This window comes from Methylobacterium sp. C25, from assembly GCF_021352225.1.
Taxonomy (GTDB): domain Bacteria; phylum Pseudomonadota; class Alphaproteobacteria; order Rhizobiales; family Beijerinckiaceae; genus Methylobacterium.
Genome location: NZ_JAAUVI010000008.1, coordinates 1 through 24,834 on the forward strand (window position 1 = coordinate 1; position 24,834 = coordinate 24,834).

Annotated in this window: 16 protein-coding genes; 14 read left to right on the forward strand and 2 right to left on the reverse strand. The window is 67.3% G+C overall.

Annotated features, from left to right (window positions below):
- Nucleotides 1-102: 102 nt before the first annotated feature.
- From HCU64_RS17865 to HCU64_RS17880, 4 genes are all read left to right on the forward strand, one after another.
- Nucleotides 103-7,209, forward strand: coding sequence for a non-ribosomal peptide synthetase (locus tag HCU64_RS17865; RefSeq protein WP_233385519.1), 7,107 nt, complete (start codon nt 103-105; stop codon nt 7,207-7,209).
- Nucleotides 7,206-8,201: an alpha/beta hydrolase gene (locus tag HCU64_RS17870; RefSeq protein WP_233385520.1), complete on the forward strand. Its 996-nt coding sequence runs from the start codon at nt 7,206-7,208 to the stop codon at nt 8,199-8,201. The genes HCU64_RS17865 and HCU64_RS17870 overlap by 4 nt, the downstream gene beginning before the upstream one ends.
- Nucleotides 8,202-8,538: 337 nt before the next feature.
- Nucleotides 8,539-9,612, forward strand: a complete 1,074-nt coding sequence (locus tag HCU64_RS17875) for a GNAT family N-acetyltransferase (protein ID WP_233385521.1) — start codon at nt 8,539-8,541, stop codon at nt 9,610-9,612.
- A gap of 5 nt (nt 9,613-9,617) precedes the next feature.
- Nucleotides 9,618-10,913 carry a lysine N(6)-hydroxylase/L-ornithine N(5)-oxygenase family protein gene (locus HCU64_RS17880; RefSeq protein ID WP_233385522.1) on the forward strand — a complete coding sequence of 432 codons (1,296 nt, stop codon included), beginning with the start codon at nt 9,618-9,620 and terminating at the stop codon, nt 10,911-10,913.
- Between the two features lie 151 nt (nt 10,914-11,064).
- Here the strand turns inward: HCU64_RS17880 and HCU64_RS17885 are convergent, their stop codons facing one another.
- Complete coding sequence (locus HCU64_RS17885; protein WP_233385523.1) at nt 11,065-12,060, reverse strand: GlxA family transcriptional regulator; 996 nt, start codon at nt 12,058-12,060, stop codon at nt 11,065-11,067.
- 105 nt (nt 12,061-12,165) lie between these two features.
- On the opposite strand from HCU64_RS17885, the gene HCU64_RS17890 reads away from it, so the two are divergent.
- Genes HCU64_RS17890 through HCU64_RS17910 form a run of 5 tightly spaced genes read left to right on the forward strand, consistent with a single transcriptional unit; the run spans nt 12,166 to nt 18,135 of the window.
- Nucleotides 12,166-13,416 carry a sarcosine oxidase subunit beta family protein gene (locus HCU64_RS17890; protein WP_233385524.1) on the forward strand — a complete coding sequence of 417 codons (1,251 nt, stop codon included), beginning with the start codon at nt 12,166-12,168 and terminating at the stop codon, nt 13,414-13,416.
- Between the two features lie 11 nt (nt 13,417-13,427).
- Complete coding sequence (locus HCU64_RS17895) at nt 13,428-13,715, forward strand: sarcosine oxidase subunit delta (protein WP_233385525.1); 288 nt, start codon at nt 13,428-13,430, stop codon at nt 13,713-13,715.
- Nucleotides 13,712-16,747, forward strand: a complete 3,036-nt coding sequence (locus HCU64_RS17900; RefSeq protein ID WP_233385526.1) for a sarcosine oxidase subunit alpha family protein — start codon at nt 13,712-13,714, stop codon at nt 16,745-16,747. The genes HCU64_RS17895 and HCU64_RS17900 overlap by 4 nt, the downstream gene beginning before the upstream one ends.
- Nucleotides 16,740-17,360 carry a sarcosine oxidase subunit gamma gene (locus tag HCU64_RS17905; protein WP_233385527.1) on the forward strand — a complete coding sequence of 207 codons (621 nt, stop codon included), beginning with the start codon at nt 16,740-16,742 and terminating at the stop codon, nt 17,358-17,360. The genes HCU64_RS17900 and HCU64_RS17905 overlap by 8 nt, the downstream gene beginning before the upstream one ends.
- A gap of 55 nt (nt 17,361-17,415) precedes the next feature.
- Complete coding sequence (locus HCU64_RS17910) at nt 17,416-18,135, forward strand: helix-turn-helix domain-containing protein (RefSeq protein ID WP_233385528.1); 720 nt, start codon at nt 17,416-17,418, stop codon at nt 18,133-18,135.
- A gap of 259 nt (nt 18,136-18,394) precedes the next feature.
- Here the strand turns inward: HCU64_RS17910 and HCU64_RS17915 are convergent, their stop codons facing one another.
- Entirely contained in the window at nt 18,395-19,039 is a 645-nt protein-coding gene (locus HCU64_RS17915) for a helix-turn-helix domain-containing protein (RefSeq protein WP_233385530.1), read from the reverse strand.
- 706 nt (nt 19,040-19,745) lie between these two features.
- Here HCU64_RS17915 and HCU64_RS17920 point away from each other — a divergent pair.
- The 5 genes from HCU64_RS17920 to HCU64_RS17940 all read left to right on the forward strand — a co-directional run bounded on the left by HCU64_RS17920 (nt 19,746) and on the right by HCU64_RS17940 (nt 24,669).
- Complete coding sequence (locus HCU64_RS17920) at nt 19,746-20,639, forward strand: class II glutamine amidotransferase (protein WP_233385532.1); 894 nt, start codon at nt 19,746-19,748, stop codon at nt 20,637-20,639.
- Complete coding sequence (locus HCU64_RS17925) at nt 20,639-21,328, forward strand: protein glxC (protein ID WP_233385534.1); 690 nt, start codon at nt 20,639-20,641, stop codon at nt 21,326-21,328. Before HCU64_RS17920 ends, HCU64_RS17925 begins: the two co-directional genes overlap by 1 nt.
- On the forward strand, nt 21,328-22,671 hold the full coding sequence (locus HCU64_RS17930; RefSeq protein ID WP_233385536.1) for an FMN-binding glutamate synthase family protein: 1,344 nt from the start codon (nt 21,328-21,330) through the stop codon (nt 22,669-22,671). The genes HCU64_RS17925 and HCU64_RS17930 overlap by 1 nt, the downstream gene beginning before the upstream one ends.
- Before the next feature lie 85 nt (nt 22,672-22,756).
- The gene (gene glnT / locus HCU64_RS17935; protein ID WP_233385537.1) at nt 22,757-24,055 is read left to right on the forward strand and encodes a type III glutamate--ammonia ligase; all 1,299 of its coding nucleotides are present in this window, start codon (nt 22,757-22,759) and stop codon (nt 24,053-24,055) included.
- A 65-nt stretch (nt 24,056-24,120) separates the two neighbouring features.
- Nucleotides 24,121-24,669: a formaldehyde-activating enzyme gene (locus HCU64_RS17940; RefSeq protein WP_233385538.1), complete on the forward strand. Its 549-nt coding sequence runs from the start codon at nt 24,121-24,123 to the stop codon at nt 24,667-24,669.
- The last annotated feature ends 165 nt before the right edge of the window (nt 24,670-24,834 follow it).

The following is a 24,834-nucleotide window of genomic DNA, read 5'->3' on the forward strand; positions in this document are numbered from 1 at the left end:
CTCGTCGGATACCTCACCCCGCATAAGCAGCACGGACAAGAGAGCCACGGTCTCGACACCGCCCGGATCCGCGCCGCGCTCGCCGCCGTGCTGCCCGAGGCCATGGTGCCCGCCCATCTCGTCCTGCTCGACAGCTTCCCGCTCACCCCCAACGGAAAGCTCGACCGCAGGGCGCTGCCCGCACCGGAGGCCGCCCTCGCACAGGCCGACGACTACGTCGCCCCGCGCAACCCGGTCGAAACAGCCCTCGCCGCCATCTGGGCCGAAATCCTCGGCATCCCACGCATCGGCGTCACACAAAACTTCTTCGAAACAGGAGGTGACTCCATCTCCGCGCTCCAGGTCGTGAGCCGGGCGCGGGAGGCCGGGTGGGCGATCCGGCCACGGGATCTGTTCCAGCATCCGAGCCTCGAAGGACTGGCCCGGGTCGCCGCCGCCACCGCGGCCGAGCCGGCGCCAATCGTGACGGAAAGGGTGTTCGGTGAGCTGACCGGCTTGAGTTCAGCCGAGCTCACGACACTCGGCATCGACCCCGCCGTCATGGAAGACGTCTATCCGCTGTCCCCGATGCAGCAGGGCCTGCTGTTCCATGCGCTGGAGGACGATGCGTCGGGTCTCTACGTGAACCAGCTGAGCGTGGGCGTGTCGGGCCTGGACGGGGCTCGGCTGCGGGCGGCCTGGGAGGCGGTGAGCGCGCGCCATGCCGTGTTGCGCACGGGGTTCGTGCGGCGCGGGGTTCCGGTGGGCGTGCCGGGCGGTGCGCTGCAGGTGGTGTTCCGCCAGGCGGAGCTGCCCTTCGTCGAGGAGGACTGGCGGGGGGCCGTTCCCATCGCAGGCGGCCAGGACGAGACGGTGTATGACGAGGAGGCGCGTCTTGCCTCGTCGTGTGAGGCGGAGCGGGCGGAGGGGTTCGACCTGTCGCGGGCCCCGCTTCAGCGGGTGCGGCTGGTGCGGCTGCCGGACGATGCCGAGGGGGCCTCGCGGCATCGCCTGATCTGGACGAGCCATCACCTCCTGCTGGACGGCTGGTCGTCGGCACGGTTCCTGGCGGAGGTGCTGGAGGCGTATCGGGGCGAGGGGGGCTCGTCTTCCGCCTCTGGCACCGCCCTGTCGTCGCCCGGCCTGTACCGGGACTACGTGGCCTGGCTGGCCGGGCGCGACCAGGAGGGCGCGGAGGCGTTCTGGCGCTCCGAGCTCGGGGATCTGGAGAACCCGACCTATCTGGCCGAGGCCTTTGCCGGCGACTCGGATTCTGCCGCGGGCGCTTCCGATCAAGCCGGGGGCGAGGCCGGCCCTGACGACGGCGCGCTGATCGAGCGCACGGTGCTGGTGGAGGGCACGGCCTTCGATCGGCTGCGGGCCTTCGCACGCGCCGAGCGGGTGACGCTGAACACCCTGGTCCAGGGGGCCTGGTCCCTGCTGCTGCGCCGGCTGAGCGGCCAGGAGCGGGTCTGCTTCGGGGCGACGGTGTCGGGGCGCCCGGCGGAGCTGGCCGGCAGCGAGACGATGCTCGGCCTGTTCATCGCGACGCTGCCCGTGCTGGAGGGGACGCCTCCCGATCACACGGTGGGCGCCTGGCTGCGCGGCCTGCAGGAGCGCAATCTCGCCCTGCGCGAGCATGCCCATGTTCCGCTCTCCCGGCTGCAGCGTCTGGCGGGCCAGGCCGGACGGGCCCTGTTCGACACCCTGGTGGTGTTCGAGAACTATCCGGTCGATGCCGCGCTCAAGGGCGAGGCAGGACCGTCCTCTGCATCCTCCTCGACCGACGCTTCCTCTCCTGCGACCGCCCGGTTCGGCGACGTCCGGGTCTCCGAGCGTGCGAACTACCCGGTGATGGTGACGGCATCGGCCGGCGCCGGCCTGCGGCTTCATCTGCAGGTGGACGGGTCCCGGTTCACGCCGGGGCAGGCCGCCCTGATGGCGCAGGGCCTGCAGGACTGGCTCGTCGCGATCTGTGCGGATGGCTCCCGCTCGCTCGGGTCGGTCGCCTCGGCGGGCGACGCGGACCGGATCGCGGCGGCCGTGGCGGCGACGCGGGCAGCGGGGGCGGATGCGATCCCGGCCGCTGGCGGGTCTCTGCCGCTGGTGACGGAGGCGATCGCGGCACGCGCCGCGCGGGCTCCCGATGCGGTGGCTTTGGTGGAGGGCGACGGGTCTCTCCTGAGCTACGGCGAGCTCGAGGCACGGGCCGAGCGTCTGGCGGCGCATCTGCGCGGGCTGGGGGTCGGGGCTGGTTCCGGAGCGCCCGGTGCCGGCGAGAGCCGGGTCGGCCTGGCGCTCGGCCGACGCGCGGGCCTGCTGGTGGGGCTGCTCGCGGTCCTGAAGGCCGGCGGCGCCTACGTGCCGCTCGATCCCGCCTATCCGGCCTCACGGCTCGCCCAGATGGTCGCGGATGCCGGCCTGTCCCTGATCCTGGTCTCGGACGATCGGGAGGACGTCCCGGAGGAGGCCGCCCAGGCGCTGGCCTCGGGCGGAGCCCGCCTGCTGCGGATCGATGACGGCGGTGGCCTCGTAGCGGGCTCCAGCGCGCCCGCCTCGCTGCCGGGCCTGTCCGGCCCATCCGCATCGTCCCTGGCCTATGTGATCTACACCTCCGGCTCCACGGGACTGCCCAAGGGGGTGATGATCCCGCACGCCGCCCTGGCGAACATCCTGTCGAGCATGGCCGCCGCGCCCGGCATGGCAGAGGGCGATGCCGTCCTCGCCCTGACCTCGCTCTCCTTCGACATCGCCGTGCTGGAACTCCTGCTGCCCCTGACCGTGGGCGCCCGGATCGTCCTGGCCGACCGATCGGCCTCGCGCGATCCCGAGCTCCTCTGCGCCCTGGCCGAGAGGCAGGCCGTGAGCGTGATCCAGGCCACCCCCTCGACCTGGCGCATGCTGGCCGGGGCCGGCGTGCTGCAGCGCCTGCCCGGCGGATGCCGGCGCTGGAGCGGCGGCGAGGCGCTGGCCCCGGATCTCGCCCGCATGCTGAGCGCGGACGCCGCCGAGCTGTGGAACCTGTACGGGCCCACCGAGACCACGGTGTGGTCGGCGCTCGCCCGGATCACCCCCGAGGGCGCACCCGGGGACGGCGCCGATGCCGGCGACAATCCCGGCTGGCAGCCGGATCTCGGCGCGGCCGTGGCGCACACCACCCTGCACGTCCTGGATGCCGAGATGCGGCCGGCCGCCCCCGGCGTGACGGGCGAGCTGTATATCGGCGGCATCGGCCTCGCCCGGGGCTATTGGGGAAGGCCCGACCTGACCGCGCAGCGCTTCGTCCCCGATCCCTTCGCGGGTCCAGGCCCAGGCCCGGGCTCAGGCGGCGCCCGCCTGTACCGGACCGGGGACCTCGCCTGCCGCAGCGCCGACGGCCGCCTGTGGTACCGGGGACGTGCCGACGACCAGGTCAAGATCCGCGGCCACAGGATCGAGCCGGGCGAGGTCGAGGCCCGCCTCAGGGCGCTGCCCGGCATCGCCCAGGCCGCCGTGCTCGCACGGCCCGCGCCATCAGGCCTCCAGCTCGTCGGATACCTCACCCCGCACAAGCAGCACGGTCAGGAGGGACACGGCCAAGAAGGGCACGGCCAGGAGAGCCACGGTCTCGACACCGCCCGGATCCGCGCCGCGCTGGCCGCCGTGCTGCCCGAGGCCATGGTGCCCGCCCATCTCGTCGTGCTCGACAGCTTCCCGCTCACCCCCAACGGAAAGCTCGACCGCAGGGCGCTCCCCGCACCGGAGGCAGCCCTCGCACAGGCCGACGACTACGTCGCCCCGCGCAATCCCACCGAGACCGCCCTCGCCGCCATCTGGGCCGAAGTCCTCGGCATCCCCCAGATCGGCGTCACACAAAACTTCTTCGAAACAGGAGGCGACTCCATCTCCGCGCTCCAGGTCGTGAGCCGGGCGCGGGAGGGCGGGTGGGCGATCCGGCCACGGGATCTGTTCCGGCATCCGAGCCTCGAAGGACTGGCCCGGGTCGCCGCCGCCACCGAGGATCAGCCGGCGCCGATCGTGGCGGAAAGGGTGTTCGGCGAGCTGACCGGCCTGAACTCTTCCGAACTCACGGCACTCGGCATCGACCCCGCCGTCATGGAAGACGTCTATCCGCTGTCTCCGATGCAGCAGGGCCTGCTGTTCCATGCGCTCCAGCGGGCTGGCGACGGCGGCGACTACGTCAACCAGGTGGCGGTGACGGTCACCGGGCTCGATGCCGAGCGGATGCGTGGGGCCTGGGAGGCCTTGTCTGCGCGGCACGACATCCTGCGCACGAGCTTCCTGTGGCGGGGGATCGACGGGGCTGCACAACAGGTGGTGCACCATGCCGTGCCGCTCCCCTTCACGGAGGAGGATTGGCGCGGACAGGCCGTCGACGACGAACGGCTTGCGCAGGCTGCCTCGCGCGAGCACGCAAGCGGCTTCGATCCGGCCGAGGCGCCGCTGCAGCGCATCCGGCTGATCCGGCTCGACGCCGCCGCCGACGGACGATCCCGCTATCGGCTGATCTGGACCTATCACCACATCCTGCTCGATGGCTGGAGCACGGCGCGGCTCGTCTCCGAGCTGCTGCAGACTTATGAGGGTCGGACACCGACGTCGCCTCCGCCGCGCTACCGCGATCACATCGCCTGGCTGGCTGGGCGAGACGAGGCGGCATCCGAACGGTTCTGGCGCAAGCGGCTGGAGACGTTCGAGGCACCGACGCGCTTGGCGGATGCGTTCTCGCGCAAGGGCACGGAGGTGCGGCACAACCGCCGCTATTCCCGACTTGGCGAAGCCGAGACGGGACAGCTCAAGGACTTCGCGCGTTCACAAGGCGTCACGCTCAGCACCCTAGTCCAGGCGGCCTGGATCCTGCTGCTGCAGCGCTACACGGGTCAGGCCCGGGTGACCTTCGGTCTTGCCGTCGCGGGCCGTCCGGCCGAGGTGGCCGGAGCGCAGGAGATGATCGGCCTGTTCATCAACACTTTGCCGATCTCGGAGGATCGGCAGCCAGGGCTCACCGTCGGCAACTGGCTGAGACACCTGCAGAGCCGCAGCGTCGACATGCGCGAGCACGAGCAGACTCCGCTTGGCACGATTCAGGGCTTCGCCGGGCTGTCCGGCCAGTCGATGTTCGACTCGATCATGGTCTTCGAAAACTACCCGCTGGAGGAGAACCTGCGGGACCGCGAAGGTCGCTCGATCGCCTTCAGCGATTTCGAATCCGTGGATGTCACCAACTATCCGATGGATCTCAAGGTCACCGCGGAGCGGGTGCTCGAGATCGAATACCTCTACCTCCTCAATCACTTCAGCGATGAGGATGCGGAGCGGATCCGCGAGACGATGGAACATGTCCTGTTCCTGCTCGCGGTCCGTGGCGAGGCCGAGATCGGTTCGCTCTCGCTCGCGACGCCACGCGACATCGCTCTCAAGAACCTTGGCAACGCCAGGGCATTGCCTTGTCCGTCGACGCCCTTCGTGCATGAGGCGATCGCAGAGCAGGCTCGGCGGCGGCCAGATGCCATCGCCCTGGTGGTCGGCGAGCGGCGGCTGAGCTACGCCGAACTCGACGACCGCGCCAACGCTCTGGCGCAGCGGCTAATATCCGAAGGGATCGTGGCCGGCGCCCTCGTCGGGCTCATGGTCGAGCGGCACGAAGAGACCTTCGTGGCGATGCTCGCGGTGCTGAAGCTGGGGGCGGCCTACCTGCCGCTCGATCCGCGCCTTCCGGAGCAGCGGTTGGCCGTGATCACGGCGAGTTCGGGGGTGGGCCACGTGCTGGACCGGACCGGCAGCGTCGCGCTGCCCTCGGCGATCACCCGCGTGACCATCGCGGACACGTCGGGGACGAGCGGCCCGGCAGCCCAGGCCGAGCTTCACGGTGAAAGCCTCGCCTACGTCATCTACACGTCCGGCTCGACGGGAGAGCCGAAGGGCGTCTCCGTCGCGCATGGTGCGCTGTCGATGCATTGCCGCGCGACCGGAGTGCTTTACGAGACGAACGAGGAGACCTGCGAACTGCACGTCATCTCGCTGGCCTTCGACGGTGCGCATGAGCGCTGGCTGACGGTGCTGACCCATGGCGGCCGGCTCGTTGTCAGTGACGAGCATCTCTGGGCGCCCCAGAGAATCGCGGAGGTGCTGCGGGCGGAGGGGGCGACCCATGCCGGCATGTCTCCGGCCTATCTGCAGCAGCTCGCGGAATGGATCGAGGAGGCGGGCGATCCGCCGCCCGTCAAGCTCTACTCCTTCGGCGGCGAGGCGATGCCGAAGGCCGGGTTCGAGCGCGTGGCGCGGGTCCTGAAGCCACAAATCCTGGTCAACGGCTACGGCCCCACCGAGACGGTGGTGACGCCGCTGGTCTGGAAGGTGCCGGCCTCGGCGGCCTGCGCGCAGGCCTATGCGCCGATCGGGTTCCCCGTCGGAGACCGCACGGCTTTGATCCTGGATGCTCATCTCGACATCGTGCCGGCGGGCGTCGCGGGCGAATTGTATGTCGGCGGAGCCGGGCTCGCGCGGGGCTATCACGGCCAGCCCGGTCTCACGGCGGACCGCTTCGTGCCCGATCCGTATGGCGAGCCCGGCAGCCGGCTCTACCGCACCGGCGACCTCGTGCGCTGGGACGAGGACGGCACGGTGGAATATCTCGGACGCATCGACGACCAGGTGAAGATCCGTGGCTTCCGGATCGAACTCGGTGAGGTCGAGGCGCGGACCCGCGCGTTGCGAGCGGTGCGCAATGCGGCGGTGGTCGCGCAGGAGGCGCCCGAAGGCAGCCGCCTGATCGCCTATGTCACGCCATGGGAAGCCGGTGCCGCGCCGGAGGCTCTCGCGGACACGGTCACGGCAGAACTCAAAAAGGTCCTGCCGGACTACATGGTGCCGGCCCGGATCGTGGTGCTCGACCGCCTGCCGCTGACCTCTACCGGCAAGGTCGATCGCCGGGCGCTGCCGGTGCCGGACTGGCAATCGCGCGCATACGTTGCCCCGCGCAGCGAGGCGGAGAAGGCGCTGGCGCGGGTCTGGCAGGAGGTGCTGAAGATCGAGCGCGTCGGCGTCACCGACGACTTCTTCGAGCTGGGCGGCAACTCGCTCCTGAGCCTGCGGGTCATCAGCCGCCTGCGGCGGGAGAGCGCCATCGGCATCGAGATCAAGCTCCGCGACCTCATGAAGAATCCGACCATCCGTGGGCTCCTGCGCGATGCCCCGCGCGAGGAAGAACGCCTGGAGGAGCCGGCATGAGCGGGCCGACGGATCTCGCCGGCGAGCTGCATCCGGATATCGAAGCCCTCCTCGGCATGATCGCAGCGGGTGTCGAGAGTGGCGCACGCACGCCGTTGCCGCAGCTGACGCCGCAGGCGGCGCGGGATGATTTCGATGCCTCCTCGCCGCTCCTCGACCTCGAGGCCGATCCGCTCCCTTTCGAGCGGGCCCTCGAGCTGCCGACGCGCGACGGCGCCATGATCGCGGCCCGGCTCTACGCGCCGCGCGCGCCCTCGACAGAGGCCCCGCTGCCCGTGACGCTGGCGCTGCATAGCGGTGGCTTCGTGGTCGGAAGCCTCGACTCGCATGAATGGCTCTGGCGCAACCTCGCCGAGGGCAGCGGCGGCGCAGTCCTCGCCATCGCGTACCGGCTCGCCCCCGAGCACAGGTTTCCCACCGCGTTCGAGGATGCCTGCGACGCGCTGGCCTGGATCGGCCGCGATGGGCCGGCCCTCGGCCTCGACACCGGACGCGTCGCGCTTTGCGGCGACAGTGCCGGGGGCACGCTCGCGGCGGCGCTCGCGATCGCAGCACGGGACGAGGCGGGGTTGCCGAAGCCCGTCTTCCAGGCGCTCGCCTATCCGGGCCTCGGCTCCCGGCAGGACACCGAGTCCTTTCGCCGCTACGGGCGGGGCTACCTGCTGGAAGCCGAGACGGTGGCCTGGTTCTTCGCGCAGTACCTTCGCGGCGAGGCCGACCGCGACGACTGGCGCTTCGCCCCGCTTGCCGCGCCGGATCTCGCCGGCGTCGCACCGGCGCTGATCGTGCTTCCCGAATTCGATCCGCTCCTCGACGAGGGACGCGCCTACGCCGCGCGGCTGCAGGAGGCTGGGGTTGCCGCCGAGGTCCGGGTGTATCCGGGCATGGTCCACGAGTTCCTGCGCATGGGGAGCATCACCGAAGACGCGTTGACGGCGCAGCAGGAGATTTCGCGAGCCCTGGCCCAGGCATTCGGAAAGGCATCCACGTGAGCGACGAGCATCGTTGTTGCGCTCACTCTAGTGGCGCGCCGCCCTCATTCACCGTCTGCGATCGTTGTCGCCGGCGCCTGCGCCAATAAGGATTCCTGCCACGGGAGAACCACCCATCGATCAAATCGAGCCTTGAACTTTCCGAGATCTTATTTGGAATAATTCAATACTTTGGTTTTGGTCGAAATATCATGTGCTGCGGGCTTGAGCATTCGCCGGGCCCCTTCTAAGTCGCCATTACGAACCGCCCATCTTCTCGCGATCACGCTCGCGCCGTCGGCAGCCCGGCGGTGCGTCGCCCTGGATGGCCCGTATCGAAGGCCCGTCGGAGACCTGAATGTTCGAAGGGGACAATACGGCGAGCGGGCAGGTCGCCACGCTGTTCGCCGCTGGCCATGGTGACCCCGTGACCGTCACCCGGCAGGGAGACAGGCTCGAGGCCGTCGCCGGTGGCCAGTCGCTCGCGTCGTTCCGCTTCGAGACCGGCACTCGTCGCCTGACCCTCCTCGAATCGCGAGGGCAACTCGAGCTCGGCGAGCGCGCGCTCGCTGCGGTGATCGAGGCTTTGATCGGCTGGGAGCCAACCATCGATCGGCTGCATCTCGATCTTCGAGACGATGCGGATCTCGCAGATCGCTCATGCAGCAGCGGGCTTGCCATCCATGACGGTCCCGAACTGAGCGTGTGGCCGGCAATGGCGATGCAGCGCCGTGCCAACTGGCTGAGTGCGCCGAGCCAGGAGCCCTATCCTGCGGACCTGATCCTCACGGAGGGGCGCCGCCATCCGCGCCGGCCGCCCAAGCCCCGTGGTGTCGTCTATGCGCGGCACATCCCGTGGCTCGGCCAGACGGTCTCGTTCCGCGCGCTGACCCTCGACGACGTTCCGCTGTTTAACCGATGGATGAACGATCCGCGCGTCGCCGCCTTCTGGCAGGAGGAAGGCGATCACGAGAAGCACCGCGCCTATCTCTCCGGCCTGATCGCCGACCCGCACATGATCCCGATGATCGGCAGTTTCGACGATCGGCCCTTTGGCTATTTCGAGATCTATTGGGCCAAGGAGAACCGGATCGCCCCGTTCTACGACGTGGACGACTGGGATCGCGGCTGGCACGTCGCCGTCGGCGAAGAGGCGGTCCGCGGGCGGGCCTACATCTCGGCCTGGCTGCCCTCCCTGATGCATTATCTGTTTCTCGACGATCCGCGCACGCAGCGCATCGTCGGCGAGCCGGCGGCCCATCACACGCAGCAGCTCCGCAACCTCGACGTTTCGGGCTTCGCGCGGCTGAAGAACTTCGACTTCCCACACAAGCGCGCAAGCCTCGTCATGCTGCTGCGCGAGCGCTTTTTCGGGGACCGCCTCTGGCAGCCGGCACCCGCTCGTTCCGGATCGGCGGAGACCGCGCGATGATGCACATGAATCCCCCCGATTACGACGTGCTCGGCATCGGATTCGGCCCGTCGAACCTCGCGCTCGCCATCGCGCTCGACGAGGCCAACCGCGTCGACGGCGCGGGCTGCAACTTCCACTTCCTTGAGCGGCAGCCGCGCTTCACCTGGCACGGTGGCATGTTGCTGCCGGGCTCCGACATGCAGATCTCGTTTCTGAAGGATCTGGTCTCGCTGCGCGATCCCACCAGCCCGCTGACCTTCGTGAACTATCTCCACAAGCAGGGGCGGCTCGAAGACTTCGCCAACTGCAAGACGTTCTATCCGAGCCGCGTGGAGTTCAACGACTACCTGCGCTGGGTCGCCGACACCTTCGCCTCGTCATGCTCGTATGGCGAGAACGTCGTCGCCGTGGAGCCGGTCCACGAGGGCAGCACCGTGACCGCCCTGCGCGTCGTCTCGCGCTCGGCCTCCGGTCGCGAGAGCGTGCGCCAGACGCGCGGGCTCGTGGTGGCCGTGGGCGGCGCTCCGCACATCCCGGACCTGTTCAAGCCGCTCGCTGGCGATCCGCGGATGCTGCATTCGAGCCGCTACCTCGACCTGATCGACCAGCGCGGCCTCGACAAGGAGGGCGCGCGGGTCGCCGTGATCGGCGGTGGGCAGTCGGCGGCGGAGATCACCGTCGATCTCCAGTCGCGCTTCCCCCAGGCACGGATCGACCTGATCTTCCGCGGGCACAGCCTCAAGCCCTCGGATTCCTCGCCTTTCGTCAACGAGATCTTCCATCCGTCCTATACGGACTTCGTCTACGATCTGTCGGAAGACGACCGCGAGGCCGTGGTGCGGACCTTCCGCAATACGAACTATGCCGTTGTCGATCCCGACCTGCTCGAGGCTTTGCACAAGATCCTCTATCAGCAGAAGGTCGAGGGCAGCTCTCAGGTCAACCTGCTGCCGCGCAGCCAGATCACGACGGTGACGACCTCCGGCGAAAGCATCGCCGTTGCGACCGAGGATCGCTTTGCGGAGGCCTCGCAGCAGACGCTCTACGACGCCGTCATCCTGGCGACCGGCTACGAACGCAGTCTCCTGCAGCCCTTCCTCGAGCCGATCGTCGACCAGATCGAGCAGCTCAGCGTCGACCGGGCCTATCGCCTCAAGATGCGCGACGGCTTCCTGCCGCGCATCCATCTGCAGGGCTATTCGGAGACCTCGCACGGGTTGAGCGATACGCTGCTCTCGGTGCTTGCGATCCGGTCCCAGGAGATCGCGAGGTCGATCGCCAGCATGTCGCACGACATGTCCCGCCATCGGTACGAATGACCGCCTGGCGAACCTGAGCCGTTCGGACTGCCTTTAGCCGGCGTCGCGAGGCATGGTGCCTTCGCATTCGTCTGTCGGCTCTCCGGTGTTGTGGAGCAAAGCTTCGCGCACTCGCAACAGCGAAGCATGGGCCAGCGGCATCTGACGGTGGTCAGGTTTCCGCGCCGAAATCGCGCCGACGTCGCTCTGCCCGTGTCAGTTCGTCCGAGTTCAGGAAGCCCGTAGCGGCAGCGATCTCGGCCGCGGGCAGGGCGCTCTCGCGGCGCAGCTGGTGGGCACGGTCGAGCCTGAGGTCGAGATAGTGGCGGTGCAGGCTGCGATCCATCAGGTCTCGAAACAGGCGTTCGAGCTGCCGGGTCGAGACGTTTGCCAAACCAGCCAGAACGTCCTTCGACAGTGGCGTCTCCAGGTTGTTCTCCATGGCCGCGAGCACCCTCAGCACGCGGGGGTCGCGCACGCCGAACCGCATCCGCAGATCCATTCTCTGTGGGCTCAGGCCCTCGCGCATCTGGTTATGGAGAAACCAGTCGCTGACGCCCGCAGCCAGTCCCGGCCCGTGGTCGCGTTCGATCAGGTGCAGCATCATGTCGAGCGCCGCGATCCCGCCCGAACAGGTGACGCGCTTCTTCTCGACTTCGAAGAGAGAGCGGACGACGTCGATCCCCGGAAAGTTTTCTTCGAAGGCCGGGACGTGCTCCCAGTGCAAGGTACAGCGCCGCCCATCCAACAGGCCGGCCCGCGCGAGAAGATAGGGGCCGCCCGAGATCCCGCCGACCGTCGCGCCGCCATGCGCGAGCGCGCGTAGCCAGGCGAAGAGGGTGGGGTCGACGAAGGAGGCGGGGTTCCCTCCGGCACAGACGAAGATGCGGTCCGTGCCGCGCTTTTTGGAGCCGACCTCGACGTCGGTGAGGATCTCGATGCCGTTCGAGGCGCGCACCGTGCCGCCACCCGGCGCAGCGTGCCACCACTCATAGAGCGTGCAGCCCGACAGGGTGTTGGCGGCCCGCATCGGCTCGACGGCTGCGCTGTACGCCATCAACGGGAAGTCCGGCACGAGGACGAACCCGACGCTGATCGGAGCAGGAGGGTCGATCCGGCGAGACTTGCGACCGGGCCGTCCACGGCTGGCGTCGGTAGGGGTGCTCATCTTTGCGCGATTTGCCGGAAACCCGTCGTGAATTGCAAGGATGCTCCGATTGGAGGGCGGTATCAACATCAGGACAAGCGATCACGACCGGCGACGGGGATCTCCATGCGCTACTCGCTCTTCAGCGTCCTCGGCCAGGCGCTCCGCGGCCAGAAAGACTGGAAGCCGCAATGGCGCGATGCGGCCCCGCGCACCGAATACGATGTCGTCATCATCGGCGGTGGCGGCCACGGGCTCGCAACGGCCTACTACCTGGCCAAGGAGCACGGCATCACCAACATCGCCGTGCTGGAGAAGAACGTCATCGGTTCCGGCAATGTCGGCCGCAACACGACGATCATCCGCTCGAACTACGGGCTGCCGGGCAACATCCCGTTCTACGAGCACTCGATGAAGCTCTGGGAGGGGCTGGAGCAGGACATCAACTACAACGCGATGGTCAGCCAGCGCGGCGTGCTGAACCTGTTCCACTCCGATGGCCAGCGCGATGCCTATGCACGGCGCGGCAATGCCATGCGGCTCGCCGGCATTGATGCGGAACTGCTCGACCGCGAGCAGGTGAGGGCGATGGTGCCCTTCATCGATTTCGACAATGCCCGCTTCCCCGTGAAGGGCGGCCTCGTCCAGCGCCGCGGCGGCACCGTGCGCCACGATGCGGTGGCCTGGGGCTATGCCCGCGCCGCGGACGAGCGTGGCGTCGACATCGTCCAGAACTGCGCCGTGACCGGCATCGCCCGCGAGAATGGCCGCGTGGTCGGCGTCGAGACCTCGCGCGGCTTCATCCGCGCGAAGAAGATCGGCATCTCGGTGGCCGGCTCGTCCTCGCTGCTCGCTTCGATGGTCGACATGCGGCTGCCGATCGAGAGCCACGTGCTCCAGGCCTTCGTCAGCGAGGGGCTGAAGCCGCTCATCGACTGCGTCATGACTTTCGGCGCCGGCCATTTCTACGTCAGCCAGTCCGACAAGGGCGGCCTCGTCTTCGGCGGCGACATCGACGGCTACAATTCCTACGCCCAGCGCGGAAACCTCGCCACGATCGAGGACGTGATGGAGGGCGGCATGGCCCTCTGGCCGGGCCTCGGACGCGTCCGGCTGCTGCGCCACTGGGGCGGCATCATGGACATGTCGATGGACGGCTCGCCGATCATCGATCGCACCGATATCGGCGGCCTCTATCTCAATGCTGGCTGGTGCTACGGCGGCTTCAAGGCCACCCCCGCGGCAGGCTTCTGCTTCGCGCACACCATCGCCCGCGACGAGCCCCATCCCGTCAGCGCCGCCTACCGCCTCGACCGTTTCGCGACCGGCCATCTCATCGACGAGAAGGGCATGGGCGCGCAGCCGAACCTGCACTGAGGATTCATCCCATGCGCATCCGATGCCCCCATTGCGGCGAGCGTGACAACGGCGAGTTCAGCTATCTCGGCGATGCGACGGTCGTTCGCCCCAACGGCATGAACGCCTCGGCCGAGGCGATGCACGACTACGTCTACCTGCGCGACAATCCGGCCGGCCTGCACCGCGAGCTCTGGTACCACGGCGCCGGCTGCCGAAGCTGGCTCGTCGTGACCCGCGATACCCGCACCCACGAGATCCGCGACGTGTCTTCGGCCCGCGACGTCGCGCTGGCCCGCCATACGGGAGACGCCGCATGACCACGATGACGCTCAAGCGGTCGGACGCGGACGTCGCCGCGGAGATCCCGGATCGCAGCCAGGCCTACCGGGTCGCGAAGGGCGGCCTCGTCGACCGGCGCAAGCTCCTCGATTTCAGCTTCGACGGCACCTCGTACAAGGGCTTCCAGGGCGACACGCTCGCCTCGGCGCTGCTCGCCAACGGCGTCCATCTCGTCGGGCGCTCGTTCAAGTACCACCGCCCGCGCGGCATCCTGTCGGCAGGTTCGGAAGAACCGAATGCGATCGTCGAGCTGCGCACCGGCGCGCGCCGCGAGCCGAATACTCGCGCCACTGTCGCCGAGCTCTATGCCGGCCTCGAGGCGAACAGCCAGAACCGCTGGCCCTCGCTCGCCTTCGATGCGCTCGGCATCAACGCGCTGGCGGCACCGATCTTCGCAGCGGGCTTCTACTACAAGACCTTCATGTGGCCGGCCTCCTTCTGGGAGAAGCTCTACGAGCCCATGATCCGCCGCGCCGCCGGCCTCGGCCGCGCCGCGAACGCGCCCGATCCGGACACCTACGACCGGATGCACGCGCATTGCGACGTACTCGTCATCGGCGGTGGGCCGGCCGGTCTCTCGGCGGCGCTGACTGCGGGGCGCACCGGGGCACGAGTCATCCTCGTCGACGAAGACTTCAAGCTCGGTGGGCGTCTGCTCTCCGAGAACCAGTGGATCGGCTCGCAGGCCGGCGTCGAATGGGCGGCAGCGGCCCTGGACGAGCTGATCAGCCTGCCAGAAGTGCGCATCCTGACGCGCACGACGCTGTTCGGGGTCTACGATCACGGCTCCTACGGCGCCGTCGAGCGCGTGAGCGACCATCTCGCGGTGCCGGGTGCTCATGCACCGCGCCAGCGTCTGTGGCGGATCACCGCCAAGCGCGCGGTTCTCGCTGCCGGCGCGATCGAGCGCCCGCATGTCTTCGGCGGCAACGACCGGCCCGGTGTCATGCTGGCCGGCGCGGTGCGCGCCTACGTCAATCGCTACGGGGTCCTGCCGGGACGCAAGATCGCCGTCGTCACGTCGAGCGACGATGGCTGGCGGACGGTCACCGATGTACTCGCCGCCGGCGGTCAGATCGCGGCCGTGATCGACACACGGCGCTCGGTGCCGCAGGAAGTGCGTCGCGCGGCCGAGAGCGCGGGCGCCACCATCATCACCGACGGCTATGTCGCGGGCACCCGCGGTCATCTCCGGTTGAAGGCGATCGAGGTCGTCGACTCCTATGGCGGCGCGCAGACCATTGCCTGCGACTGCCTCGCAATGGCCAATGGCTGGAACCCGATCGTCCATCTCGACTCACACCTGTCGCGCAAGCCGGTCTGGAACGAGGACATCCACGCTTTCGTCCCGGCAGCAATGCCTCTGGGCATGGTCGCTGCGGGCGCGGCCGCGGGCAGCCTGACCCTGGCGCAATGCCTCGCGACGGGCGCGGATGTCGCCGCGGACGCCGCGAAGGAATGCGGCTTCGAGCGGAAGCTCTATCCCGTCCCGAGCACCGAGGCGGAGAGCGCGGCCCATACGCCCCTCTGGCGGTCGCCTCGCATCAAGGGCAAGGCCTTCGTCGATTTCCAGAACGACGTGGCCGCCACGGACGTCGAACTCGCTCATCGCGAGGGCTTCCGGGCCGTGGAGCACCTGAAGCGCTACACGACGCTCGGCATGGCGACTGACCAGGGCAAGACCTCGAACCTCGCCGGCCTCTCGATCATGGCCGAGTTGACCGGCCAGGCGATCCCGAGCGTCGGCACCACGGTGTTCCGGCCACCCTTCACGCCGGTGGCGCTCGGTGCGCTTGCCGGCCACCACCGCGGCAAGGAGTTCCGGGCGACCCGGCATGTGCCCTCCCATGCCTGGTGCGAGGAAAACGGCGCGGTCTTCGTCGAGACCGGCCTGTGGATGCGCCCGGCCTACTTCCCGCGCGCCGGGGAGAAGGACTGGCTCGAGAGTGTCAACCGCGAGGTGAACACGGTCCGCTCGAAGGTCGGAATCTGCGACGTGACGACCCTCGGCAAGATCGACATCCAGGGGCGCGACGCGCTCGCCTACCTCGAAAAGTTCACGGCCAATCCGTTCGGCAGCCTGCCGGTGGGCAAGGCGCGCTACGCGATCCTGCTGCGCGAGGACGGGATCATCCTCGATGACGGCACCATCGCCCGCATGGGCGAGAACCACTACGTGATGACCGCCTCCACCGCGAACGCGGCGAAGGTGATGCAGCACATGGAGTTCTGCCGTCAGTGGCTCTGGCCCGAATTCGACGTGCAGATCGCCTCGATCAGCGAGCAATGGGCGCAATATGCGGTCGCCGGCCCGAAGGCCCGCGACACGCTTCGCGGCGTCGTGGACCCCGAATTCGACATCTCCAACGAGGCTTTCCCCTTCCTCGCCAGCGCGAACATCACCGTCGGCGGCGGGATCCCGGCGCGGCTGTTCCGGATCTCCTTCTCGGGTGAGCTCGCCTACGAGATCGCCGTGCCGGCCGCCTATGGCGACGCCCTCTGGCGAGCGATCATGCAGAGCGGTACGCCACACGGCATCACGCCCTACGGGTCGGAGGCGCTGTCCGTCATGCGCATCGAGAAGGGACACGCGGCCGGCGCCGAGATCAACGGCATGACGACGGCCGCCGATATCGGCCTCGGCGGCATGCTCGCCAAGAAGAAGGACTATATCGGCCGCCTGATGAAGGACCGCCCCGGTCTGACGGAGCCGGACCGGCCGACGCTCGTCGGTGTCCGTCCCGTCGACACCTCCAAGCGCCTGAGGGCCGGCACGCACATCATCGCGCTCGACGCCACGCCGAGCCTCGAGGCCGATCAGGGCTTCCTGAGTTCCGTCGCCTACTCGCCGAGCAACGGCCACTGGATCGGCATCGGCTTCATCAGCCGCGGTCCGCAGCGGATCGGCGAGCGCGTGCGCGCCTACGATCCCGTGCGCAACGAGGATTTCGAAGTCGAGATCTGTTCGGCGGTCTTCGTCGATCCCGAGGGGAGCAGGATGCATGTCTGAGGCAAGCGCGAACGTGTGGGCTCCCCGCAGCGCCTGGGCCGGTTACGCGAAGCCCGGCCGTCACGGACGCAGCCAAGGCGAGGCTGGCGTCCGGCTGACCCTGCGCGACGGCATCGCCCTGGCGACGGTCATTGCCGCCGATGGACAGACGGATGCCCTGCGGGCGCTCGTATCCGAGCGGTACGGCTGGACGTTGCCCGAGCCCGGCAAGTCTCAGGTGTCGCGTGAGCGAGGGCTGGTCTGGTCTGCTCCGGGCCAGTGGCTGGCCGTCGCAGAGACGCGCGATGCCCTACGGGAGTTGCCGGATGTGTTCCGCGGCATTGCGGCCGTGACCGATCAGAGCGACGGCCGCGCGGTCGTGCGGGTGTCAGGGCCGAATGCCCGGACGTTGCTTGAGAAGGGAGTCGCGGTCGATCTGCACCCACGCGCGTTCCAGGCTGGGCGGACGGCAGTGACCAGCATCTCCCATATCGGTGCCCAACTCTGGCAGCTGGACGACGCGCCGACCTACGACGTGGCAGTCGCCCGCAGCTTCGCCGGGAGCTTCTGGTCCTGGCTGACCGAGGCCGCCGCCGAGTTCGGCTACGAGGTCGAGCAGGGATCGGCTCACTGATTACCGGACCCATTTCGATCCGAGCGGCCGAATCCGCGCGCTGAGGCAATTTTCGATGGCGCAGATCAGCAAGTTTCCCGCCTCCCAGGCCGCACGGAAGAAGCCGGCACGCAGGGCCGACGCCGAAGTGCCGCAGCTGGTGGCTGCCGCGAATCCGGGACTCGATCTCGCGACGGGATCGAGTGCCCCGCAGGAAAGCGCCAAATCGCTGGAGAAGGCGATCGGATCTCAGGTCCGAATGCTCCGGCGAGCTCAGGATCTGTCGGCAGCCGAGCTTGGAAGTGCGTCCGGGGTCTCCCTCGGAATGATCTCCAAGATCGAGAACGGACAGATCTCGCCTTCGCTCTCGACCATCAGCGCCATCGCCGGTGCGCTCAACGTCCCGTTCTCGTCTCTGTTTTCTTCGTTCGAAGAGAAGCGTGACTGCTCACACGTGAAGAGCGGGCAGGGGCTCATCATCGAGCGCCGCGGCACCAAGGTCGGTCACATCTATGAGCTGCTCGGAGCGGCGCTCGGCGGCGACATCGTCGTCGAGCCCTACCTCATCGATCTGACCGACGATGCGGTGCCCTATGCGAGCTTCCGCCATGCCGGGATCGAGTTCATCTACATGCTGAGTGGCGAGATCATCTATCGCCACTCGAACCACGATTATCGCTTGCTACCCGGCGACTCGCTGATGTTCGATTCGGCCGGCCTTCACGGTCCGGTCCAGATCATCCGGTCGCCTATCAAGTACATCGCCGTAATCATCTATCCGCGGCAAGCGAGCTGAGCGCTCATCAATCGTCCGACCTTCGAGACGAGCGCTGCAGACCATGCGCCCATCACGAAAAAGGCTTCGCCGAACGGTGTCGGCGAAGCCTTGAGTCCATGGGAGAAATCATGATCCAAAGCGACCCGCACCGACGCCTCGATCACTTAAGGAAACTATCATTCCTGAAGAGAAACACAAGCACGAAAGTGCATAGGTCGCGCGAAGAAGCCGCTTGAGAACCGATGCCGGTTCTGTAAGGCCGCCGCCCGACGAGATCTCAAACCCGTGGATATGAGATGATCGCCAGATAGGTCATCGGCTTCTTGAGCAGCTTGGCCGGTCCGTGCAGAGCCTCGGCATCGAACATGAGCGAGTCGCCGGGAACCAGGTGATATTCCTGGTCGGCGTGGCGGTAGAGAACCTCGCCTGCCAGCATGTAGATGAACTCGATGCCGCCATGCCGGAAACCCGTGTAGGGCTCCGCCGCATCCTCGAGGGTGATGAGGTAGGGCTCGACGATCAGTTCTCCGCGAAGACCCGCACCGAGCAACTCGTAGATGTGGCCCACCTTCGTGCCGCGTCGTTCGATCACGACGCCCTGGCCCTTCTTCACGTAGGAGCAATCACGCCGCTCCTCGAAGGCCGAGAACAGGGCCGTAATCGGGACGTTCAGCGCATTGGCTACCGAGTTGATCGAGGCGAGGGAAGGGGAGATCTGTCCGTTCTCCATCTTCGAGATCATGCCCGGCGAGATGCCGGCAGCGGCCCCGAGATCGGCGACGGACAATTCACGCTCGCGTCGAAGTGCGCGGATCTGATGGCCCAGCGCCTTCTCCAGATTCCGTTTGTCTTCGACCGGCGCGTTGGAGGCCGTGTTCAGGACGCGCTCTTGTGGGGATCGGCTCGGCACGCGACTCTTCATCTGGGGGAAACCACTGGTCTGATCCTCACACTGAGGTGCATCGCTGCGCGGCGTGTCAATGCGTGCGCCGCAACGAACAACCGGCGCGCCTTCGGATCCATCCTTGGCACTCATCGCTGATCGCCCAAGCCGTTCTCATGCGGCACGAGCTTTCAGGAGGGCAACCTCCAGCGGCATGCGCAAATAACTGCATGATAAGTGCAAATGGTGGCGCGAGGTCGCCTGGAAACGACGCGTGCCCGCGAGCTCGGCAACGACTGATACAATATTCGTCATCCGCCTATAGATCTCGCAAAACGGAAGGTTTTGCTGCAGAGCAGCATGATTTCCTCGGTTGACATCCGTTTTCCCTTAGAGAAAATATCATTCGCAAAGAGAAGGTCGCGAAGCCGCTTCAAGCAGGATGTTGCTGCATTTCGCGGGCTTGGCAATGTCTCCGGTGTAATCGGGCGACTTGGGTTGCGTTGCGCCGAGGCTCACACCTGTCGACTTCGTCGAGCAGCCGACGGAGGCCCGCATTCCTAGGACGCCCGGTCAAGCGTCGCGCCTTCGGAAATGAGCGGCATGTTGGATCACCGCATTAGCGCCTGAACGTTCTCTGCCTGGCACCGAATTTCGCACCAGGAAATTTTATTGATCCTCAGTTGACGCTTGTCGTGGAGTGTGCGAGCAATATCCGGCGCTCCCGATTTAAGAGGAACTTGCGATGTGCGGTATTGTCGGGTTGTTTCTAAAGAATCCAAAGCTTGAACCGCAGCTCGGCAAGCTTTTGTCGGACATGCTTGAGACGATGACTGATCGCGGGCCGGACAGCGCGGGTATCGCTGTCTATGGCTCGGACGCCGAGGGCGTGAAGCTCACGCTGCGTGGCCCGGATCAGGCAACCCTTGGCGAAACCATCTCGCAGCTCGAGAAAGTCTTCGACCGCTCCTTCGCCAAGACCGCGCGCGACACGCATACCGTGCTGTCCGTCCCCGCCGAGCGCGAAACGAAGATCCGCGCATGGCTCAAGGAGAATGCTCCCGGCATCGACGTGGTCAGCGCCGGCAAGCGCATGGAGATCTACAAGGAGGTCGGCCTACCGGCTTCCGTCGCCGAGCGCTTCGATCTCGCCGGCATGTCCGGCAGCCACGGCATCGGCCACACCCGCATGGCCACCGAAAGCGCCGTCGTCACCAATGGTGCGCATCCGTTCTCGACGGGCCTCGACGAGTGCCTCGTCCATAACGGCTCGCTGTCGAACCACAACGGCATGCGTCGCAAGCTGCAGCGTGAGGGCCTGACCTTCAAGACGCAGAACGATACCGAGGTCGCCGCCGGCTACCTGTCCTGGCGGATGCGCGAGGGCGCCTCGCTGAAGGAAGCGCTGGAGTCGAGCCTCACCGATCTCGACGGCTTCTTCACCTTCGTCGTCGGCACCGAAAATGGTTTCGCCGTCGTGCGCGATCCGATCGCCTGCAAGCCGGCCGTCATGGCCGAGACGGACGACTACGTCGCCTTCGGCTCCGAGTACCGCGCCCTCGTCGGCCTTCCGGGCATCGAGAGCGCGCGCGTCTTCGAGCCGGAGCCTGCCAAGGTCTATGCGTGGGAGCGCCACTGATGCCGATATTCGACCTGAACAGCAGCCCCCTGCGTGACCTGAACCAGGCCCTGCACGCGCTGCGGTCCGACACCAACGAGACTCACTGGACGGTCAATCATCCCGATGGCCGTCACGCCATCGCCGCCGGCCTCGATGCGCCCATCACCGTCGAGATCGAAGGGATCGTCGGATACTACTGCGCCGGCATGAACAAGCAGGCCAGCGTCCTCGTGAACGGGAATGCGGGTGTTGGCGTCGCCGAGAACATGATCTCCGGCTTCGTGCATGTCCGCGGCGATGCCAGCCAGTCGGCCGGCGCCACCGCCCATGGCGGTCTCCTCCTCATCGACGGCAATGCCGGTGCCCGCTGCGGCATCTCGATGAAGGGCATCGACATCGTCGTGAAGAAGTCGATCGGCCACATGTCGGCCTTCATGGCGCAGGCGGGCTCGCTTGTGGTTCTCGGCGATGCCGGCGAGGCGCTGGGCGACTCCCTGTACGAGGCCAAGCTGTTCGTGCGCGGCTCCGTCGCCAGTCTCGGCGCCGATTGCGTCGAGAAGCCGATGAAGGACGAGCATCGCGAGCTGCTCTACGCCAAGCTGAAGAATGCCGGCCTCGCCGGTGAAGTCGATCCCTCGGACTTCAAGCGCTACGGCTCGGCCCGCACCCTCTACCACTTCCACGTCGACAACGCCGGAGCCTACTGATGGCCGATCATAAGGATCCGCGCGGCACCCCGCGCACCAAGCCCCGCTTCTCCGCGACCTACACGCCCGACGTGATGTCCGAGATCCGCCGCGCCGCGGCGACGGGCATCTACGACATCCGCGGCGCCGGCGCGAAGCGTGCCCTGCCGCATTTCGACGACCTGCTCTTTCTCGGCGCCTCGATCAGCCGCTACCCTCTTGAAGGCTACCGCGAAAAATGCGGCACCGAGGTCATCCTCGGCTCGCGCTTCGCGAAGAAGCCGATCAAGCTGAAGACCCCGGTGACGATCGCGGGCATGAGCTTCGGCTCGCTCTCGGCCAACGCCAAGGAGGCTCTGGGCCGCGGCGCGACCATCGCTGGCACCTCGACCACCACGGGCGACGGCGGCATGACGCCGGAGGAGCGCGGCCACTCGAAGACGCTGGTCTACCAATACCTGCCGTCACGCTACGGCATGAACCCGGACGATCTGCGCAAGGCGGATGCGATCGAGGTGGTGATCGGCCAGGGCGCCAAGCCCGGCGGTGGCGGCATGCTCCTCGGCCAGAAGATCACCGAGCGTGTTGCCGGCATGCGCTGCCTGCCGCCGGGCGTCGACCAGCGTTCGGCCTGTCGTCACCCCGACTGGACCGGCCCCGACGATCTCGAGATCAAGATCGGCGAGCTGCGTGAGGTCACGGATTGGGAGAAGCCGATCTACGTGAAGGTCGGTGCCTCGCGGCCCTATTACGACACGGCGCTTGCCGTGAAGTCCGGTGCAGACGTCGTGGTTCTCGACGGCATGCAGGGCGGCACCGCGGCGACTCAGGACGTGTTTATCGAGCATGTCGGCATCCCGACGCTCGCCGCGATCCGTCCGGCCGTCCAGGCGCTTCAGGATCTCGGCATGCACCGGAAGGTACAGCTCATCGTCTCGGGCGGCATCCGCTCGGGTGCCGATGTCGCCAAGGCGCTTGCACTCGGCGCCGATGCCGTGGCGATCGGCACGGCCGCCCTGATCGCGCTCGGCGACAACGACCCCCGCTGGGAGGCCGAGTACCAGGCTCTCGGGACCACGGCCGGTGCCTATGACGACTGGCACGAGGGCAAGGATCCGGCCGGCATCACCACCCAGGATCCGGAGCTGTCGAAGCGCCTCGATCCGGAGCTCGCCGGGCGGCGTCTGGCCAACTTCCTCGCCGTGATGACGCTGGAAGCCCAGACCATCGCCCGCGCCGCCGGCAAGAGCCACCTGCACAACCTCGAGCCGGAGGATCTGGTGGCCCTGACCATCGAAGCCGCGGCGATGGCCCAGGTTCCGCTGGCCGGCACCAACTGGGTTCCGGGCAAGACCGGTCTCTAGACAAATCGAGGGTCGCCCTGCCAAGGGGCGACCCTTTTTGTTTTGCCGACCACAAGAATTCAGCAGCCCTTGGGAGGGTATAGCGATGGCTACCGATCTCGAAATCACCGCCAAAGAGCGCGGGATCAAATACTTCCTCGTTTCCTACACCGATCTGTTCGGCACCCAGCGCGCCAAGCTCGTGCCGGCTTCCAAAATCAAGACCTGTTGCGAGGATGGAGCGGGCTTCGCGGGCTTCGCCACCTGGCTCGACATGAGCCCGGCCGATTCCGACCTGCTCGCGGTGCCCGATCCCGATGGCCTGATCCAGCTGCCCTGGAAGCCCGAGGTGGGCTGGCTGCCCGCCGACCTCTACATGGACGGCAAGCCGGTCGAGCAGGGCCCGCGCAACATTCTGAAGCGCCTGATGAAGGAGGCCGCACGGGACGGCTACCAGATGAAGACCGGCGTCGAGCCGGAGTTCTTCCTGATCACGCCATGCGGGAGCGAACCGGCCGACATGGCCGACAAGCAGATGAAGCCCTGCTACGACCAGTCAGCCCTGATGCGCCGCTACGACGTCATCGCCGAGATCTGCGATGCCATGATCGCGCTCGGCTGGAACCCGTACCAGAACGACCATGAGGATGCGAACGGCCAGTTCGAGATGAACTGGGACTACGACGACGCGCTCGTCACCGCCGATCGTCACGCCTTCTTCAAGTACATGACCCGCTCGATCGCCGAGAAGCACGGCTTCCGCGCGACCTTCATGCCCAAGCCATTCCTGGACCTGACCGGCTCGGGCTGCCATGCGCACGTTTCGCTTTGGCGGGACGGCGAGAACGTCTTCAAGGACAAGTCGGACGAGATCGGCCTTTCGCGGATCGGCTACCACTTCATCGGCGGCCTCATCCATTCGGCCGACGCGCTCGCGGCCATCACCAACCCGACGGTGAATTCCTACAAGCGCATCAACGCCCCGCGCACGACCTCCGGTGCGACCTGGGCGCCGAACACGGTCACCTATACGGGCAATAACCGGACGCACATGGTCCGTGTGCCGGGCGGCGGCCGCTTCGAGTTCCGTCTCCCGGACGGCGCAGTGAACCCCTACCTGCTGCAGGCCGGCATCTTGGCCGCCGGGCTCGACGGGATGCGACAGGAGCGTGATCCCGGCAAGCGCCTCGACATCAACATGTACACCGACGGCCACAGCCTCGAGGGCGTGAAGCGGCTGCCGCTGAACATGCTCGATGCGATGCGCGCCCTCGAGAACAGCAGCGTCCTCAACGAGGCCTTCGGTTCCTTCGTGCCGAGCTACCTCAAGCTCAAGCAGGACGAGTGGAACGGCTATTGCGGCCACCTCACCGAGTGGGAGCGGGACAACACCCTCGATTGCTGAGAAGCCGAACCTCGTCGGGCGGCACGGCCGCCCGGCGGAAAGACCAGGTGAGGGGAGGATCGTCCATGAGCAACCGCATCGTGCTGCGCGCCGGCGAGGCCCTCGTCGCAGGCGGCGCCCCGAACACGGCAGCCGAGCCCGAGGTGATCATCGGCGAGCTCGACGGCCCGGTCGGCACCGCCCTCGCCACCCTGACCGGCGACCAGGTCGTCGGCCATTCCCGCGTCTTCGCGCTCCTGAACACTGACATCATGGTCCGCCCGGTGACGCTCTGTGTCTCCAAGGTCAGCGTCACCGAGAGCAAGTACACGTCGATCCTGATGGGCACGGTGCAGTACGCCATCGCCAACGGCGTGCTCGACGCGGTGCGCGCCGGGTATATCCCGAAGCACAAGGCCAACGATCTCGGCATCATCTGCTCGGTCTGGCTGAGCCCCGGCGTCATCGAGGCCGAGACCGTCGATCACAAGTCGATGTTCGAGATCCAGCGCAAGGGCATGTGCGAGGCGATCCGCAAGGCCATGACCAACGAGCCCTCGATCGACTGGCTCCTCGAGAACCAGGACAAGATCGTCCACAAATACTACCAGATGGGTCTCGACGGTAAGATCTAGCCTTCCGTCGCGCCTGCAGCCGCGCGGCTAGCCGCGAAAGCGGTGTTCACGCCTCGAGCAACCAACCAGGCTCCTGCGCCCAGACACTCATCACCAGACGAGAAGCGCCGCAGCAAAGCCATTGTTGCGGCGTTTTCGATTGCGGTCTTAAGACTTGGTTAAATT